General features: G+C 70.5%; 11 protein-coding genes. 9 read left to right on the forward strand and 2 right to left on the reverse strand.

Translation table 11 applies throughout. The annotated features are described in order from the left end of the window. The first annotated feature begins 274 nt into the window (after positions 1-274). The 7 genes from AAHZ94_RS00570 (at position 275) to AAHZ94_RS00600 (ending at position 13,819) form a co-directional block, all read left to right on the forward strand. Positions 275-1,375: a substrate-binding domain-containing protein gene (locus AAHZ94_RS00570; RefSeq protein WP_349989806.1), complete on the forward strand. Its 1,101-nt coding sequence runs from the start codon at positions 275-277 to the stop codon at positions 1,373-1,375. Between the two features lie 104 nt (positions 1,376-1,479). Then, on the forward strand, positions 1,480-2,274 hold the full coding sequence (locus AAHZ94_RS00575) for an ATP-binding cassette domain-containing protein (protein ID WP_349989807.1): 795 nt from the start codon (positions 1,480-1,482) through the stop codon (positions 2,272-2,274). A 206-nt stretch (positions 2,275-2,480) separates the two neighbouring features. Further along, positions 2,481-3,731, forward strand: a complete 1,251-nt coding sequence (locus AAHZ94_RS00580) for a sugar ABC transporter permease (protein ID WP_349989817.1) — start codon at positions 2,481-2,483, stop codon at positions 3,729-3,731. 542 nt (positions 3,732-4,273) lie between these two features. After that, positions 4,274-6,217, forward strand: coding sequence for a 1-deoxy-D-xylulose-5-phosphate synthase (gene dxs, locus AAHZ94_RS00585; RefSeq protein ID WP_349989818.1), 1,944 nt, complete (start codon positions 4,274-4,276; stop codon positions 6,215-6,217). 565 nt (positions 6,218-6,782) lie between these two features. Next, positions 6,783-8,294: an amino acid permease gene (locus AAHZ94_RS00590; protein WP_349989808.1), complete on the forward strand. Its 1,512-nt coding sequence runs from the start codon at positions 6,783-6,785 to the stop codon at positions 8,292-8,294. A gap of 870 nt (positions 8,295-9,164) precedes the next feature. Then, positions 9,165-13,529 carry a golvesin C-terminal-like domain-containing protein gene (locus tag AAHZ94_RS00595; RefSeq protein WP_349989809.1) on the forward strand — a complete coding sequence of 1,455 codons (4,365 nt, stop codon included), beginning with the start codon at positions 9,165-9,167 and terminating at the stop codon, positions 13,527-13,529. A 155-nt stretch (positions 13,530-13,684) separates the two neighbouring features. Beyond that, positions 13,685-13,819 (forward strand): hypothetical protein, encoded by a 135-nt coding sequence (locus AAHZ94_RS00600; RefSeq protein ID WP_349989810.1) that lies wholly within the window; start codon positions 13,685-13,687, stop codon positions 13,817-13,819. Here the strand turns inward: AAHZ94_RS00600 and AAHZ94_RS00605 are convergent. After that, complete coding sequence (locus AAHZ94_RS00605) at positions 13,790-14,356, reverse strand: SMI1/KNR4 family protein (protein ID WP_349989811.1); 567 nt, start codon at positions 14,354-14,356, stop codon at positions 13,790-13,792. The two genes, AAHZ94_RS00600 and AAHZ94_RS00605, sit on opposite strands and share 30 nt — an antisense overlap. A 310-nt stretch (positions 14,357-14,666) precedes the next feature. Between AAHZ94_RS00605 and AAHZ94_RS00610 the strand changes: the two genes are divergently transcribed. Continuing rightward, entirely contained in the window at positions 14,667-15,284 is a 618-nt protein-coding gene (locus AAHZ94_RS00610) for a YbhB/YbcL family Raf kinase inhibitor-like protein (protein ID WP_349989812.1), read from the forward strand. A gap of 145 nt (positions 15,285-15,429) precedes the next feature. Here the strand turns inward: AAHZ94_RS00610 and AAHZ94_RS00615 are convergent, their stop codons facing one another. Continuing rightward, positions 15,430-15,825 carry an NTP pyrophosphohydrolase gene (locus AAHZ94_RS00615; RefSeq protein WP_349989813.1) on the reverse strand — a complete coding sequence of 132 codons (396 nt, stop codon included), beginning with the start codon at positions 15,823-15,825 and terminating at the stop codon, positions 15,430-15,432. A gap of 120 nt (positions 15,826-15,945) precedes the next feature. Between AAHZ94_RS00615 and AAHZ94_RS00620 the strand changes: the two genes are divergently transcribed. Further along, positions 15,946-16,986 carry a hypothetical protein gene (locus AAHZ94_RS00620; RefSeq protein WP_349989814.1) on the forward strand — a complete coding sequence of 347 codons (1,041 nt, stop codon included), beginning with the start codon at positions 15,946-15,948 and terminating at the stop codon, positions 16,984-16,986. Positions 16,987-17,083: the final 97 nt, after the last annotated feature.

The raw sequence follows: 17,083 nt of genomic DNA on the forward strand, positions 1-17,083 counted from the left end.
AGGCCCGAACGCCGACCCCAGCTTTGACCCCGGCCCGAGCTGCCGGCCGCGCATACCCGCGCCGCCCCGCAGCCCAGCCCCACCCCAACCGCCCCCACGAAACCCCGTGGGGGCGGTTTCATGTCAGGTACATCGAGGCCACACCGTTCACATAAGTTACGAATGGCACCGTTGCCATCTCGTTAAGGATTTACTTCTTGACGCGTGAGTTACTGGCGAGTTGACTGCCTGCCACCTCGGCCGCACGGACGGCCGCGTCAGGGAGGTACCCCACATGAACGCGACGCTCCGGCGTGTCGTCATCGCCACCGCCGCGGTCAGCCTCACCGTCGGTCTGGCCGCGTGCGGCAAGGCCAAGGAGGCGGACAGCAAGGAGTCGCGGGACCGCCAGCAGGGCGCTCCCCTCACGATCGGGCTTCTGCTGCCGGAAGACCAGACCGCGCGCTACGAGAACTTCGACAAGCCCCTGATCACGAAGCGGGTCAAGGAGCTCTGTCCGGCCTGCGACGTCAAGTACGTGAACGCCAAATCGGATGCCTCGGTCCAACAGCAACAGGTCGACTCCATGATCACCAAGGACGTCGACGTGCTCGTCCTGGACGCGGTGGACTCCAAGTCCATCGCCAGCTCCGTCGACAAGGCGCACGAGGCGGACATCCCGGTGGTCGCCTACGACCGGCTGGCCGAGGGCCCCATCTCCGCGTACACCTCCTTCGACAACGCGGAGGTCGGCCGGGTCCAGGCCAGGTCGCTGCTCAAGGAAATCGGCGGCAAGGCCGACCGCGGCCAGATCGTCATGCTCAACGGCTGGGAGGCCGACCCGAACGCCGCCATGTACAAGGAGGGGGCGCTCTCCGTCTTCCGCGGCAAGGTCAAGGTCGGCAAGTCCTACGACGTGGAGAAGTGGCTGCCCAACCTCGCCCACGACAGCATGAACGGCGCGATCTCCTCGCTCGGCAAGGACCGGATCGTCGGCGTGTACGCGGCCAACGACGGCATGGCGGGCGGCGCGATCACCGCGCTCCAGCACGGCGGGTTCGCCACGGTTCCGCCGGTGACCGGGCAGGACGCGGAGCTCGCCGCCGTACAGCGCATCGTCGCGGGTGAGCAGTTCATGAGCGTCTACAAGTCGTACAAGGTCGAGGCCAGGACCGCGGCCGAGATGGCGGTGGCGCTCGGCTGGGGCGAGGACGTGCCGGCGAGGACCACCGTGGACAGCCCGACCGAGCAGGACGTCCCCGCCACGCTGATCCCCCCGGTCGCGCTGACCGTGGACAACATCAAGGACACCGTGGTCAAGGACCGCCTCTACTCGTTGGGCAAGATCTGCACGCCCAGGTACCGGGCCGCCTGCGAGCGGGCCGGACTGCGCTAGCCCCCGCCCCTGCCCCCCGCGGCCGGGCCCCGGCCGGGCACCCGGCTTCGACGCGCCCGCCCCGGCGGTGCGGCGCAGACCCGCCCCGACGGGCGGCGAAGGAGATGGTTGACGTGACCGCTACGCCCGTACTGGCGTTGCGCGGGATCTCCAAACGGTTCGGTGCCGTCCAGGCGCTCACCGACGTCGATCTGGAGGTCCACGCCGGCGAGGTGGTCGCCCTGGTGGGCGACAACGGCGCCGGCAAGTCCACCCTGGTCAAGACGGTCGCCGGGGTCGGCCCCGCGGACGGCGGGGTGATCGAGTGGCGCGGCCGGCGGGTCCGGGTCGAGCGCCCGCACGACGCCCAGGCGCTCGGCGTCGCGACGGTCTACCAGGACCTCGCGCTCTGCGACAACATCGACGTGGTCGGCAACCTCTTCCTCGGCCGGGAGCTCACCCGCGCCGGCATCCTGGACGAGGTCGAGATGGAGCGCCGGGCCCGCGAACTGCTCCAGACGCTGTCCATCCGCATCCCCAGCGTGCGCATCCCCATCGCCGCGCTCTCCGGCGGGCAGCGCCAGACGGTGGCCATCGCCCGCTCCATGCTGGGCGAACCCGGCCTGGTGATCTTGGACGAGCCGACCGCGGCGCTGGGCGTCGAGCAGACCGCCCAGGTGCTCGACCTGGTGGAGCGGCTGCGCGAGCGCGGCCTCGCGGTGATCCTCATCAGCCACAACATGGCCGACGTCAAGGCGGTGGCCGACCGGGTGGCGGTGCTGCGGCTGGGCCGCAACAACGGCACCTTCGACGTTCGGGCCACCTCGCAGGAGGAGATCATCGCCGCGATCACCGGCGCCACCGACAACGCTGTCACCCGCCGTAAGGCCCGTATCTCGGACCCGGAGGACCTCGCGTGAGCCCCGATCTGGACAAGCCGGCCGACGGCGCGGGCCAAGAGCCGCACCCGGCCACCGCACATCCGCACGCCGCCGCGCACGCCGATCCGCCCGCACCCGGCGCCTCCGCCGGTGCCCCCGCTGCGAACCCGCCGGCGGAACCGGCGGTGGAACCGGCGGCAGGGTCGGCGGCGGAACCGGCGGCAGGGTCGACGGCGGGAACGGCCATCGAGGGTGAGCCCGCGGCCCCCGGTGCCATCGCCGCCGTCGACCCCCGGCTGCTGGTCCGCGAGCGCGGCCTTGCGGGGTACGTGCAGGAGTTCGGCCGCAAGCTGCGCGGCGGGGAGCTCGGCGCGGTGCCCGTCGTCGTCGGGCTGGCGATCATCTGGGCCGTCTTCCAGTGGCAGGACTCGGCCTTCCTCTCCCCGAAGAACCTGTCCGACCTGTCCATCTACATCGTCGGCACCGGCATGATCTCGGTCGGCATCGTCCTGGTGCTGCTGCTCGGCGAGATCGACCTGTCGGTCGGCTCGGTCAGTGGCCTCGCCGCCGCCGTCGTCGCCGTACTGCACGTCAACGAGGGCGTGCCCGAGGGGCTCGCGATCCTCGTCGCCCTCGCCTCCGGGGCGGTGGTCGGCGCGGTGCACGGCTTCTTCTTCGCCCGCATCGGGGTGCCGGCGTTCGTGGTGACGCTCGCCGGGCTGCTGGCCTGGAACGGCCTGATGCTCCAGGTGCTGGGCACCACCGGCACCATCAACCTCGACCGCGACAGCTTCATCGTCAACCTCACCAGCCACTACTTCGTCTACATCGCGGTGGCCTACGGCGTCGCCGGGCTCGCCGTCGCCGGCTTCCTCGCCGCCCAGCTCCTGGACGCACACCGCCGCCGGGCCGCGGGCGTGCCGCACCGGCCGCTCGGCGAGATCCTGGCGCGCACCGGCGTGCTGGCCGTCCTCGCCTTCGCGGCGGCCTGGCGGCTCAACGAGTACAAGGGGCTGCCGCTGGCCCTGCTGATCTTCCTGGTGGTGCTCATCGGCTACGACGTGCTGTTGCGCCGCACCCGCTTCGGGCGCCAGGTCTTCGCGGTGGGCGGCGGCGTGGAGGCGGCGCGCCGGGCGGGCATCAACGTCACCTTCGTCCGCATCACCGTCTTCGCCGTCTCCGGGCTGATGGCCTCGGTCGGCGGCCTCTTCATCGCCTCCCGGATCGCCGCCGCCAACCAGGGCGCCGGCACCGGGAACCTGCTGATGGAGGCCATCGCCGCGGCCGTGATCGGCGGCACCAGCCTCTTCGGCGGCCGGGGCAGCGTCTGGTCGGCGCTGCTCGGCATGCTGGTGATCGGCTCCATCGCCTCCGGCATGACGCTGCTGGGCATCGAGGCGTCCGTGCAGTACATGATCACCGGCGGGGTGCTGCTGGCGGCCGTGGTGATCGACTCGGTCGCGCGCCGCACGCAGCGGTCGGCGGGCCGGGGTTAGGCCGTACGGGGTGAGGTCGTACGGCGTTGGCGGTCGCCGTGGGCCGTGGGCCGTGGGCCGTGGGCCGTGGGCCGTGGGCGGTGGTCGGTGGTCCGGCCGTGCCCCGCGGCCCGCGGTCGGCCGCCCGCCGCCCGCCGCCTGCCGGTCCGCGCCGCGCATCGCTCGTACCCGGCCCGTACGGAGCCCGCATGCGGCGGAGTGCGCAGCCCCCTGCGCCCCACTCGCCCCCCTACACCATGCGTGTCCCGGCCGCGCGCTGCCCGTCGGGGCGCTAGGGGCCGCTCCGGGGGTGGTCGGCCGGGTGTCGGGCCCGGGGCGCCCGCCCCGTTCCGCCCGGCGCACGGTACGCACGCGCGGTCGAGCCGCGTCCCGCACGGGAACTAGACCACTCGCGTGAGTTACATCGCATCCTCTCGACATCACCGATAAGTGCGGAACATTAGACTCGTCAGACCGGCAAGGCTCGACAGCTTTACACCAAGGAGGCGCAAGTGCCGAAGGAGCCGCGTGCAGCGCGTGCGGAGGCAGCGGACGGGTGGCGACTGCTGAGCCGGGTCAAGCGGCCACGCGACCTCGACAAGTTCAGCACCGAGCAACTGGACGAGCTGGCGACGGAGATCCGCTCCTTCCTCGTGGAAGCCGTCTCCAAGACCGGCGGACACCTCGGACCCAACCTCGGCGTGGTGGAGCTCACCATCGCCCTGCACCGTGTCTTCGACTCCCCGAAGGACCGGGTCCTCTTCGACACCGGGCACCAGTCCTACGTGCACAAACTCCTCACGGGCCGGCAGGACTTCTCCAAGCTCAAGGGCAAGGGCGGCCTCTCCGGCTACCCCTCGCGCGCGGAGTCCGAGCACGACGTCATCGAGAACAGCCACGCCTCCACCGTCCTCGGCTGGGCCGAAGGCATCGCCAAGGCCAACGAGATCCTCCGCAAGAAGGACCACGTCGTGGCCGTCATCGGCGACGGCGCGCTGACCGGCGGCATGGCCTGGGAGGCGCTGAACAACATCGCGGTGGCCAAGGACCGCCCGCTGGTCATCGTCGTCAACGACAACGAGCGTTCGTACGCGCCGACCATCGGCGGCCTCGCCAACCACCTCGCGACGCTGCGCACCACCGACGGCTACGAGCGCTTCCTCGCCCGCGGCAAGGACCTCCTGGAGCGCACCCCGGTCGTCGGCCGCCCGCTGTACGGCACGCTGCACGGCGCCAAGAAGGGCCTCAAGGACTTCATCGCGCCGCAGGGCATGTTCGAGGACCTGGGCCTGAAGTACGTCGGCCCGATCGACGGCCACGACATCGAGGCGCTGGAGTCGGCGCTGGAGCGGGCCAAGCGGTTCGGCGGCCCGGTGATCGTGCACTGCCTCACCGAGAAGGGCCGCGGGTACACGCCCGCTCTCCAGGACGAGGCCGACCGCTTCCACGCGGTGGGCAAGATCCACCCGGACACCGGACTGCCGATCTCCAACTCGGGCGCCGACTGGACCTCGGTCTTCGGCGAGGAGATGGTCAAGCTCGGCAAGGAGCGCAAGGACATCGTGGCGATCACGGCGGCCATGCTCCAGCCGGTCGGCCTGGAGAAGTTCGCCAAGGAGTTCCCCGACCGGGTCTTCGACGTCGGCATCGCCGAGCAGCACGCGGCGGTCTCGGCCGCGGGCCTGGCCACCGGCGGCCTGCACCCGGTCTTCGCCGTCTACGCGACCTTCCTCAACCGCGCCTTCGACCAGGTCCTGATGGACGTGGCGCTGCACAAGTGCGGGGTCACCTTCGTGCTGGACCGGGCCGGGATCACCGGCACCGACGGCGCCTCGCACAACGGCATGTGGGACATGTCCATCCTCCAGGTGGTGCCGGGGCTGCGGCTGGCCGCGCCGCGCGACGCCGACCAGGTCCGCGCCCAGCTCCGGGAGGCCGTCGAGGTCACCGACGCGCCGACCGTGGTGCGCTACTCCAAGGGCGCGGTGGGCCCGGCCGTGCAGGCCGTGGACCGGATCGGCGGCATGGACATCCTGCGCGAGCCGGCCCCCGAGGGCCGTGCCGCCGGGCGCGCCGATGTGCTGCTCGTCTCGGTGGGCGCCCTCGCCCCGATGTGCCTTGAGGTCGCCGACCTCCTGGACAAGCAGGGCATCTCCACCACCGTGGTCGACCCGCGCTGGGTCAAGCCGGTGGACGAGGCGATGCCGGCGCTGGCCGAGCGGCACCGGGTGGTCGTCACCGTCGAGGACAACAGCCGGGTCGGCGGCGTCGGCTCCGCCATCGCCCAGGCGCTGCGCGACGCCGGCGTGGACGTTCCGCTGCGCGACTTCGGCATCCCGCCGCGCTTCCTCGACCACGCCTCCCGCAAGGAGGTGCTGGCCGAGATCGGCCTCACCGCCCCCGACATCGCCCGCCAGGTGACCGGCCTGGTGGCGCAGATCGACGGCCGGTACGAGGCGGACGCCGCCGGCGCCCGCAGCAGCGCGGCGGAGCCGGCGCGCGACTGAGGTCCCGGCGCCCGGCCCCCGCTGAGGGGCGCCCGGGCGCACCGACCGACCGTTGCCGGGTCGGCCCCACGGCACTGCCGTACGGGCCGGCCCGGCTTCGTGGTGCCCGGGCCCGGCCCGGCGGTGTTGTTGCGCCGGGGCGACGTTGTTGCGCCGGGGCGACCTGGCATCCGCCCGAACGCGGCACCCGTACGCCTGAGCTCGGCCCCGGAACCCGTACACCGAGCCCTGCACCTCTACGCCCGGGCCCGGCACCCGCGGGCCGGACCCTGCCCCGTACGCCCGGGCCCGGCACCCGTACGCCCAGTCCCCGCACCGCGGGCCCGACCGGACCCGTGTGCCCGAGCTCGGGCCCGTACGCTCGCGCCCCCGCAGCTCCTCCCGCAGCCCCCGCTGCTCCGGGTGGGCGATCCCGCCGCGTCGTCCCGCACTCCATCGGGTGAACCGGGCCGGCGCCGGCGGGGTGCGTGGCCGGGCCGTCTGCGCCGTGCGAGACCTTGGCGCGTACACGCGCAGCGCAGGTACGGGCCGGGTGCGCGGCGGAGCGGAGCCGTAAGGAGCACCGGTGAGTGCACGGGTACCCAAGGGCGGCGGCGGGGGCTATTTCCGGACAAAGGACGTCGAGCAGTCCATCCGGGACACCGAGGAGCCGGAGCACGCGCTGAACAAGTCGCTCTCCGCGCTCGACCTCACCGTCTTCGGGGTCGGGGTGGTCATCGGCACCGGCATCTTCGTCCTGACCGGCCAGATCGCCAGGAACACCGCGGGCCCCGCGGTCGCGCTCGCCTTCCTCGCCGCCGGCCTGGTCTGCGCCCTGGCGGCCCTGTGCTACGCGGAGTTCGCCTCCACCGTGCCGGTCGCCGGCTCCGCCTACACCTTCGCGTACGCCTCGCTCGGCGAACTCCCGGCCTGGATCATCGGCTGGGACCTGATGCTGGAGTTGGCGCTCGGCTGCGCCGTGGTGGCCGTCGGCTGGTCGGGGTACGTGCGCTCGCTGATGGACAACGCCGGCTGGCACCTGCCGGCCCGGCTGTCGGGCGGCGAGGCGGACGGCTTCGGCTTCGACCTGCTCGCCTTCGTGCTGGTGCTGGTGATCACCGGGGTGCTGGTGGCCGGCATGAAGCTGTCCGCGCGGATCACCTCACTGATCGTGGCGGTCAAGGTGGGGGTGGTGCTGCTGGTGATCGTGGCCGGGGCGTTCTTCATCGAGGTCGACAACTGGCGCCCCTTCGTGCCGCCGGCCGAGGGCACCGCCGACCGCGGCTCGGGCCTGGCCGCCCCGCTCATCCAGGTCATGTTCGGGTACGAGCCGACCACCTTCGGCGTCCAGGGCATCTTCACCGCGGCGGCCGTCGTCTTCTTCGCCTTCATCGGCTTCGACATCGTGGCGACCGCGGCCGAGGAGACCCGCAACCCCCAACGCGACGTGCCCCGCGGCCTGCTCGGCTCGCTCATCGTCTGCACCGTGCTCTACGTCGCCGTGTCCCTGGTGGTCACCGGCATGGAGAAGTACACCCGGCTGACGGTGGACGCGCCGCTCGCGGACGCCTTCAAGGCCACCGGTCACCCCTTCTACGCCGGGCTCATCAGCTTCGGCGCCGCGGTCGGGCTCACCACCGTGTGCCTGATCCTGCTGCTCGGCCAGTCCCGGGTGTTCTTCGCGATGAGCCGTGACGGATTGCTGCCCAGGGCCTTCTCGCGGGTCCACCCGCACTACGGCACACCGTACCGCTCCACGGTGCTGCTCGGCGTGGTGGTCGCCGTCATCGCCGGCTTCACCAGCCTCTCGGAGCTGGCGGAACTGGTGAACATCGGCACCCTGTTCGCCTTCGTCGTGGTGGCGATCGGCGTCGTCGTCCTCCGCCGCACCCGCCCCGACCTGCCCCGCGCCTTCCGCACCCCGCTGGTGCCCGCGCTGCCCATCGCCTCCGTACTGGCGTCGCTGTGGCTGATGCTCAACCTCCCCACGGAGACCTGGCTCCGCTTCGGGGCCTGGATGCTCCTCGGCACCGTCATCTACGTCGCGTACGGGCGGGGCCACAGCCGGCTGAGCGCGGGGAAGGGGCGGGTGGACTAGGAACCGCGTGGCAGGGGCGTGCCGCCCGGGCCGGCCGCGGGGCTTTTGTGCCGTGGGTGCGACGGGAGCGGGACCGGAGCGGGCCGAGTGAGCTGAACGTCGCTTTGCGGGGCCATCGGGCGCTGGCGCTTTTCGGACGCGGCCACCTGAGAGTCATCGCTCCCACTTTTCGGGCACCGTTGACGGAGAATCACACTTCCTGCGATTCTCATGCGGGCTTAGTGATGTGGTTGCCTCTGATGTTGTATTTGCCGTACGACCGTGGAAGGAGGGATCTTTCTACTGCCGTGTGCTACCAGGCCGCTTTTGGCCTTGGACTGCCGATTCGCCGTGAAGACTGCCGCAAGGTGTGCGGCACGGTGCGGGAAGGATGCCCAGTAATTCGGCTGGCGATCGCCAGTTCGCGACATGTTGATGATTAACGCTCTTGTTGTTGTTTGCTCGATCAGTGGTGTTTCGGAAGGCCGTCGGCCGTGCGCCCGCGATGTCGCGGGACCCGCACTTCCCTCGTGCGACTGGCCAGTGTGAATTCTTCCCTTGAAACAGCCACACGGCTGTACGCGACAAATGCCGTGCACGGGTAACGCGCCAACTGTCCCCCAACCGGCGTTGCGGACGCTGCCTCTTGGGGCCTGTTGCAGCGCCCGCCCGTAGCTGTAGCACGCCCACGGCGAGTTCGGACCATCGGTGGGTCGAGCTCCGTGACCCGGGCCGTAGCCACCGTGGTTGGTCACAACAGTTCACTCCAGACACCACGCCCTACGTCACCCGGCCCGGCGTCCCGCGTTCCGTGCGACAGAAGACGAATGGTGCACGCACGGTGAGCCAGCGGGACGTTCGCTGTCTCTCAACTGCGCAGAGAAGGGGCACGTGTTGAATTCTCGAAGAAGGAGAACTCCGCTCACGGCCGTCGTCGCCGCAGCGCTGGCGGTGGGATTACTTCCCAACCTGCCGGCTTGGGCCGATGAAGACGGCCAGGGGAACGCCGCACCGTCGTCGGCGACGGCCACCGGCACCCAGGCCGCGACATCCTCCAGCGTGAAACCGACTGACCGTACCGAAATCCTCGGAAAGGACTGGCAGCGGTCTCGCGACCGGGCCTGGACGACGACCGGTGACGCGCGGGGCTTCCACCTTCTGGTCGCGGACCAGAAGGACGGGTACGCCTGGCGCACCGCCGCCTCGCTCGCAGAACCTGGCTTCGACGCGGACCAGTGGATCGGCAATGCCTGTGTGACGGGCTCGGGGCGGCGCGCGGTCGTCGCCTACGCACCGCGGACGTTCACGAACAAGCCCGAGTTGATGGCGCGGGGCGCCTTCACCGCTGTGGTGGACCTCGGGACCGGCGCGGTGACGAAGCTGAAGCAACAGGCGTCGCTCGCGTACTTCAGTCCCGGTTGCGGCACGGCCGAGACCGCCGTCCTGACCCAGTACGCGGGTGAGACGAAGAACGCCACCCGGCTCGTCACGGTCGACACGGAGACCGCCAAGACCGGCCGGCCCATCGAGTTGGCGGGCCAGGTCAGTTCCGCGGTTCCGGTGGGCGAGGACATCGTCGCGGCCGACTCCGCCCGGCTCGTCAAGATCGATGAAGCGGGCCGGCGTACGGCGCTCGCCCGGACCGATCAGGTCCCGTTCCTGCTCAGGTCGGACGCCGACGGCGGCGTGAGCTACCTCGACCGTCCGGCCGGGCGCGCCCGGGGAAGCGTCGAGCGGGGCGAGGTGGAACGCCTGACCGCCGAGGACGTCAAGGCGGGGGACGCGGCCGGCGCCAGGCCCCACGTGCTGGCGGTCGGCCCGCTGCGGAAGATGGACCTCACCAGCAGCGCGGACGGCACGGTCATCATCACCGGCGAGACCACCGCCGTCGACACCCTGCCCAGCACGGTCAAGCGCCGTACCGACATCCCCGCGGGCGCGCACGCAACGACCCGCGGCGCTGCACTGGTGACCGAAACGGCCTGGGCGGCGGGCAAGGGCTCCCGGAGCGCCGCACCGGACCCCACGGGGGCGCGGCCGGCGAGCATCGACCTGAAGGTGCTGGGTACGGGGGAGCGGGCCACCTTCCGGGTCACGCCGGATGAGGCCGCCAAGCGTCCGCAGGGCGGGAGAAGCGCCCGCTCCCCGGCGCTCCCGGCCGGCAAGGCCCCGTCCGGTACGAGGCGCTCGGTGGCCGCGGCGGGCTCCCCGAACAACCCGGTCGAGGACGAGCGGTACTGCTCGGTCCCGCGCAACGACGTGCGCAAGCAGGCCATGCAGCCCAAGCCCCGCCAAGTCGAGTGGGCCGTGGACCAGGCCATCACCAACAACCTGAACAAGCACATATCGCGCCCGGCGAACTGGAAGAACCTGGGCATGGGCGCCTATCAGCCGCAGAGCCTCTTTCCCCTCAAGGCGTTGGAAGGCGGCGGACGGATTCCCGCGCAGATCATGCTCGGCATCACCGCACAGGAATCCAACATGTGGCAGGCGTCCCGGGTCGTCGTGCCCGGAGTGACCGGAAACCCGCTGATCGGAAACTACTACGGCATCAAGTATGCGGCTGACGGTGAGCAGACCGACCCGTGGGGAATCGACTGGGCCGAGGCGGACTGCGGATACGGCATCACCCAGGTCACTGACGGCATGCGCGTGCACGGCAAGGAGAAGCCGGGGGAGAAGCCCCTGACCACACTCCAGCAGGAGGCCGTGGCTCTGGACTACACCGCGAACGTCGCCGCCGGCGTCAACATCCTGGCCGACAAGTGGAATCTGACGCGCAAGGACGGGATGACCGTCAACGGCGGTGACCCCAAGTACCTGGAGAACTGGTTCTTCGCCTTGTGGGCCTACAACTCCGGCTACTACCGGAAGGCCGACGCCGCCAAGAACGACGGCCTGTGGGGGGTGGGCTTCACGAACAACCCCGCCAACCCGCTCTGGAAGGCCAACCGTACGCCGTTCCTCTCCAACGCGAGCGGCACGGGAGACGACTATTCGCACGCCGCACACCCACAGGACTGGCCGTACCAGGAAAAGGTCATCGGCTGGGCCGCCCGCCCGCTCCAGGCCCTGGAGTCCCCCGGCACCATGGTGCTCGGCTTCCGGCAGGCGTGGTGGAACAACAACGAGCTCCGCATGGCCATGAAGCCGTCGGAGAAGCTTTTCTGCACGACCGCGAACACATGCGATCCGAGCAAGATCGGGCCGAACGACCAGAACGAACCGGGGCTCGGCGCCTGTACGCGTGCGGACCTGAAGTGCTGGTGGTCCCAACCCGTCAAGTGGAAGGACTGCACCAAGGCGGAGTGCGGCAACGAGATCCTGCGGTTCAACGACACCTACAAGGAGGAAGCGGACGGCACCGCCTATCCGCCGAACTGCTCCACCGCCGGCCTCCCCGGGAAGGCGCTGATCGTCGATGACGTTCCCGACAACATTCCCTCGATCCGCCCGGATTGCCCCCGGCAGACCGGGGCCGGCAGCTTCAGCTTCGACTTTATGAACAACGGGGTGGAGGCGCACCTCCCGGCCAAGATCGACACCCACCAGCTCGGCGCGGGCTACGGAGGACACTTCTGGTTCGCCCATACGCGTCAGTCCGACATCGAGGGCCAGCGCCTCAAGGTCACTGGAACGTGGACGCTGAACAAGCCGATCAATGGAACGGCCAGAGTGTGGGTGCACCTCCCTGATCACGGTGCCCAGACCGAACAGGCGCGGTACGAGGTGAAGGGAAAGCTGGGCTGGCGGACGAAGGTCCTTTCCCAGAAGGGCAACAAGAACCGGTGGGTACCGCTCGGCGTCTATCGGTTCAACGACAGCAACCCGCAGGTCCGGCTCACCACGATCACCTCGGACGGTACGGGTGATCAGGACATAGCCTTCGACGCTGTCGCCTTCGAGCCCGGCAACTTCCCGACTCTGCCCGAGGTCAAGGTCCCCGACCCGGATCCGAACGCACCGGACCCGGACTACAGCGTGCAGGAACCCCAGGGGAACGACGGCCCCGTCGCGGTGGCCCAGCGAGTGGTGTGTAGCAGTACGGCCGAAGCGGACCAGAGGATCTGCGCCGAAGCCGCCAAGACGGCGCCCAGCGTGAAGGACGTCGACGACCCGGCCCAGCCGAAGAGCAACCTGAATCCCTGGTGCGACAAGATGACCCACAAGTACGAGATCAAGCGCTACCAGGGTTGCTACCGGGATCAGTGGCCGGTCCTTTATCTGGACGAGTCAACGCACAGCATCGTGGGCACCGTGGTATTCGCCTTCGTGCAGGAATTCAAGCTACGGGGAGACGAGAACCAGTTCCTCAGCAGCATCACTTTCAAGCCCGTCAGTTACACGGGGGCCATGCCTCCTATCCTTGTCAAGGAGTGGGTTGCTAGTTGCACTCCGGTGGGCAAGTGCGAGACCTCAAACACTCCGCCGGCGCCCGCCCCCACCTGGCAGGGCAAACCCACCTGGGTGATGGGGGAGTTCCACCAGGCGTCGGCCGTCCGCATCCATCAGTCGGGTGACCTCCTGGTGCCCGGAAAGACTCACGAGCACCAGATCTATACCAAGATCGACATGCAGGTGCCGGGCGCGGAGAAGATCATCGACTTCGGCGAGTGGAACTCTGCGCCGATGGGCCCCATTCGGTGCGACTCCGTCTTCCCCGCGGGTACGAAGGGCTGCACGTTCAAGGACTACCGCTCGACGTTCAAGACCAATACCTACCGGTATCCCGCGGCGGCGGCCTACTACTGGCTGATGCGCGAGGAACTCGATTCCCACCCGGGGAGCAAGCGGCACAAGAGCCCGCTCCGTCGAGAGGGAAGCAAGGCCGTCAGCGATAGGAACCGCGAGGTGATCTGCAAGCTGGGGGGCCAGGAGAACCGTTGGGTCGCACACCCGGATGCCACGCCCGACGCCGATGGGGTGCAGTGCGACGAGTACCCCTTCGCCAGCACCAAACAGAGCGGTGGGCAGAACCTGCCGCACGGAAAGTCGTGCGTCCAGCTCTATGCGAAGAAGGAGAGCGACGGGTGGCGCCTGTACGACGATGACAGGGAGGAGTTGCCCAACTGGAGTGCCATCTGTGCGCGAGCTTCCATGCCCGGGAAGCAGAACATGGACGCCGGGCGCGCCGGGGGCCTCGCCACCTTCACCCAGGAAATGCGGGTACAGGACGACGATCCGTACTACATCGAGGTTCCGGAGCTCGAAGGATGCGACACCAGCAGCGTGTGCGTCATTCGCCCGCGTAGCTGAAGCGGAGCCCGCGTCAAGGACGTGCGGCGCGCCCTTGACATGAGGTGAGCACGGTGGGGGGGGGGGGGCCCGGGCGGGCCCCCCCCCCCCGGAGGAAGCCCCCCCCCCCCGCGCCCCGCCGGGCCCCCCCCGGCCACATCGGCGGGGTGTGGTGCATGGCGGGGCAGGGGGACCAGCCGGCCGCCCCCCCCCCCCGCCCGGGGGGGGGGGGCCCGCGCCCCCCCCCCCCCCCCCCCCCCCCCCCCCCCACGCCACTGAAGTCAGCCGACCCGCCATTCGACGCTCAGTGAGTCCTCGCGCATCTGCGGCTGGTAGTGGTCAATGCGGCTCATGGTCTCCAGCGCGTCCGCCACCTCGCCGAAGAAGTGCGTCAGGCTCCGCCACCGCGGCTCGTACCGGCAGTACTCATCGTCGTATTCCAGCACTTTGCCGTAGGTGGCGCCCGGGCGGTGGTCGATGACGAGTTCCTGCCCCGTGACGTCCCCCGCGAACGGTATCCAGTGGGTGTGCGCCGTCTCGCCGACGACCAGGCTGTCCGTTCCCTCTTCGACGCTCCACGAGACGTTTTCCCTCATTCGCTGGTGCCCCGCACGTAGGCGCTGCGTCCCGTAGAGCCCGCGGGTGCCGGGGAGGAAGGAACCGGGATCGCCTGCGCTGCGCAGGAGCGGCACCCCGTCGTGGTGCTGTAAGAGTGCGCGCAACTCGTCGCACAGCGGGAACGCGCCGTCCGTGACGGAATTGATCGCCGCGTCGGATGCGGGTAATCGAAGGGCGCGGTAGTCATCCGGAGCATGCAGTTCCAGCCAGGTATTCAGGCGTTCCCACACCTGGTGGAATTCGCTTGCTCCGCGGTCCTCGCTCGGCATCGCTGCGGCCCTTTCGCGTCCGATTCATATTCACGGCCCGCTCAGTGTCCCGCGGCCCCGACTGGCGGCTCTCCCGCCACCGCACCCGCGTCGGCGCCGTCACGGAGACGGTTCCGTCCGGGATGACCCAAGCGGAAGACGAAAAGTACCGTGACCTGACCGGTAAGTGACATGGCGTCAGATTCGCGAGTGCCTAAGCTGGTCCTGCCGTACGCATACCACTCTCACGCCACGGACACCTCAGCGACCACGAGCATCTCGGGAGCCTCCAGTGAGAAGTGCAAAAATCACGCTCTGTGCCCTGCTCTTCGTCGGGGCCACCAGCCTCACGCCAGCCACTGCCGCACCGGCTCCATCGGCTTCAGCAGCTCCGTCGAATCTGTCGAACCCGTCGACCGGGAACGCATTCGCCCTGTCCAGCTCCGCATTCGCCGACGGCGGCGTCATGCCCAAGGTCCACGAGTGCACCAGCGGCGGCGGCAGCGACCCCGGCAAGCGGAACGAATCCCCCGCCCTGACCTGGTCGGGCGCGCCGGCCGGCGCCAAGAGCTATGCGATCGTCATGCGCGATCTCGACAACGCCAGCCTCATCCACTGGGTCATCTACGACATCCCCGCGAACACGACCTCGCTCCCGCAGAACGTCGACCACACGTACCAACCCACCACCCCGGCGGGAGCCCGGCAGGTCTACTACCGCGGCAGCGCGAGCCTCTTCGGCTACCAGGGGCCGTGCTCGCCCTCCACGGTGAACACTTACGAGTTCGTCGTCCACGCACTCAACCAGTCGTCGCTGACCAGCCTGAACTCCAACTCGTCGACCAGGACCGCGGCCCGCACGATCGCCGCTGCGACGATCGGATCGGCCAGGATCACCGGCGAGTCATAGCGCTGCCGCGCGGGCCCGCGCACCGGCCCGCGCCCCCCACGCGCCTCGCGCCCCGAGGAGCCACGTACCGCGCACCCACCGGCCGCACCGCCCCACCACCCCGGACCGCCAGCTCGCTCCGGCCCGCCCGCCCCCGGCCCACCCGTCACGAACGCACCGCCCGCGGCCCCGCCACGTCCGCACCCAACGCGCCCACCCGCTGCCGTAGTTCGCGGTCGGCGGTGACCACCAGGCAGGGGCGGTCCGGAGTGCGGGCGGCGACCACCGCCACGATGTGATCATCGCCACTGCCGGGCGCCGACTCGACCCGTACGAACGGTGTTGAATCCACGCCACGCGCCCGGCCCTCGACCACGAGCACGACCTCCACGGGGCCCTCCTGCGCCCAGCCGGGCACGTCCGCGCGGGCGGGCAACCCCGCGTCGGCCAGGGGCGCCAACGTGTCCCGCAGGCGCTCGGCCGCGCCGTGCCGATCGCGCCACCATCCGTCGGGTACGGAGCCGACCACGTTCGCCGCGTCCACCACCACGAGTGCCTTCATGCGCTCAGCCTGGCACGATCAGGGCGTCGGGGCCGTATTGCCCTGGGGAGGGCACGCGGCGTCCTCGGCCAGGCAAAATACTATGGTCGGTGTTACAAGAGGGAAGGTTGTCTGCGAACCATGGTGTTGCGGTTGCTGCGCGGAAAGGACGGCAGGCTCTCGGCCTACGCCCCGGCGGCAGGCGGCATCGCCCGCTGGACGGAGACCCGTCCCGGAGGGCCGAACTGGGCTGGGCCCGAGTGGCTCGACGTGCCGGGTCTGACCGCCTGTTCCATCGGCCAGGGGTCGGACGGTTACGTCCACCTGGTCGGGCTGCGCGAGAAGCGGGCCCCCGATGACCAGATCGACGTGGACGTGGTGCACGCCACCCAGTACCAGACGGGGCGGCCGACCACGGTCTGGCACTCGCTGGGCACCCCGCACCCCAAGGACGCCGAGCGGGCGCGGCGCGTGACGGTGGTCTCCACCGTCGTCGGCAAGGAGGGCGCCGTGCACGTCGTGGTCCGCAACGCGGGCGGCGGCATCAGCGCCCGCCGGCAGGACGCCAAGGGCAAGTGGAGCGGCTGGGTCGACTTCAAGGGCAGCAACGTCACCGAGGGCGTGTCCACGGTCGCCACCAAGGAGGGCCGGGTCGAGTTCTTCGCACCGGCCACCGGCGCGGCCCTGCGCTGGTACATGACCGAACCCGGCGGCGGCCTCAAGCGCGGCGACAACCTCGATGTGAACCCCTTGCCGGGCTCCGTCTCGGGCGTCCAGACCGGTCGCGACTCCCTCACCCACTACTGGCGCGACGCGGACACCCGGGAGATCGTCGCCTACCGGTCGGGCGCGGACGCCGAGCCCGTATCGCTGGGCGGCGCGACGGGCGAGGGCGCGGCGGCGGTCATCCAGGCGCCCGTCTACGGCTACGACTGCACGGTGTTGGCCCAGCACGAGCCGGAGACCAGACGCCTGGCGGTCGCCGCCTACCCCACCGAGAACGAGTCGGCCGGCGCCTGGTGGACGCCGACCGGCGAGCCCGGCCTCACCGCTCCGGCCCTCGCGCTCGACGGCTACGGGCGGGTCGTCCTGGCCGCGCTCGGCCCCGGCCGCGAACTCCTGGTCACCCGACAGAAGACGACGGAGCCCGGGCTCGCGCTGGACGCCTGGACGGTGGTCTAGCCCCCCCCCAAACGCCGACCGGGGGGGGGGGGGGGGGGGGGGGGGGGGGGGGGGGGGGGGGGGGGGGGCGGGGGGGGGGGGGGGGGGGGGGGGGGGG

Source organism: Streptomyces sp. HSW2009, from assembly GCF_040240285.1.
Classification (GTDB): Bacteria; Actinomycetota; Actinomycetes; order Streptomycetales; family Streptomycetaceae; genus Streptomyces.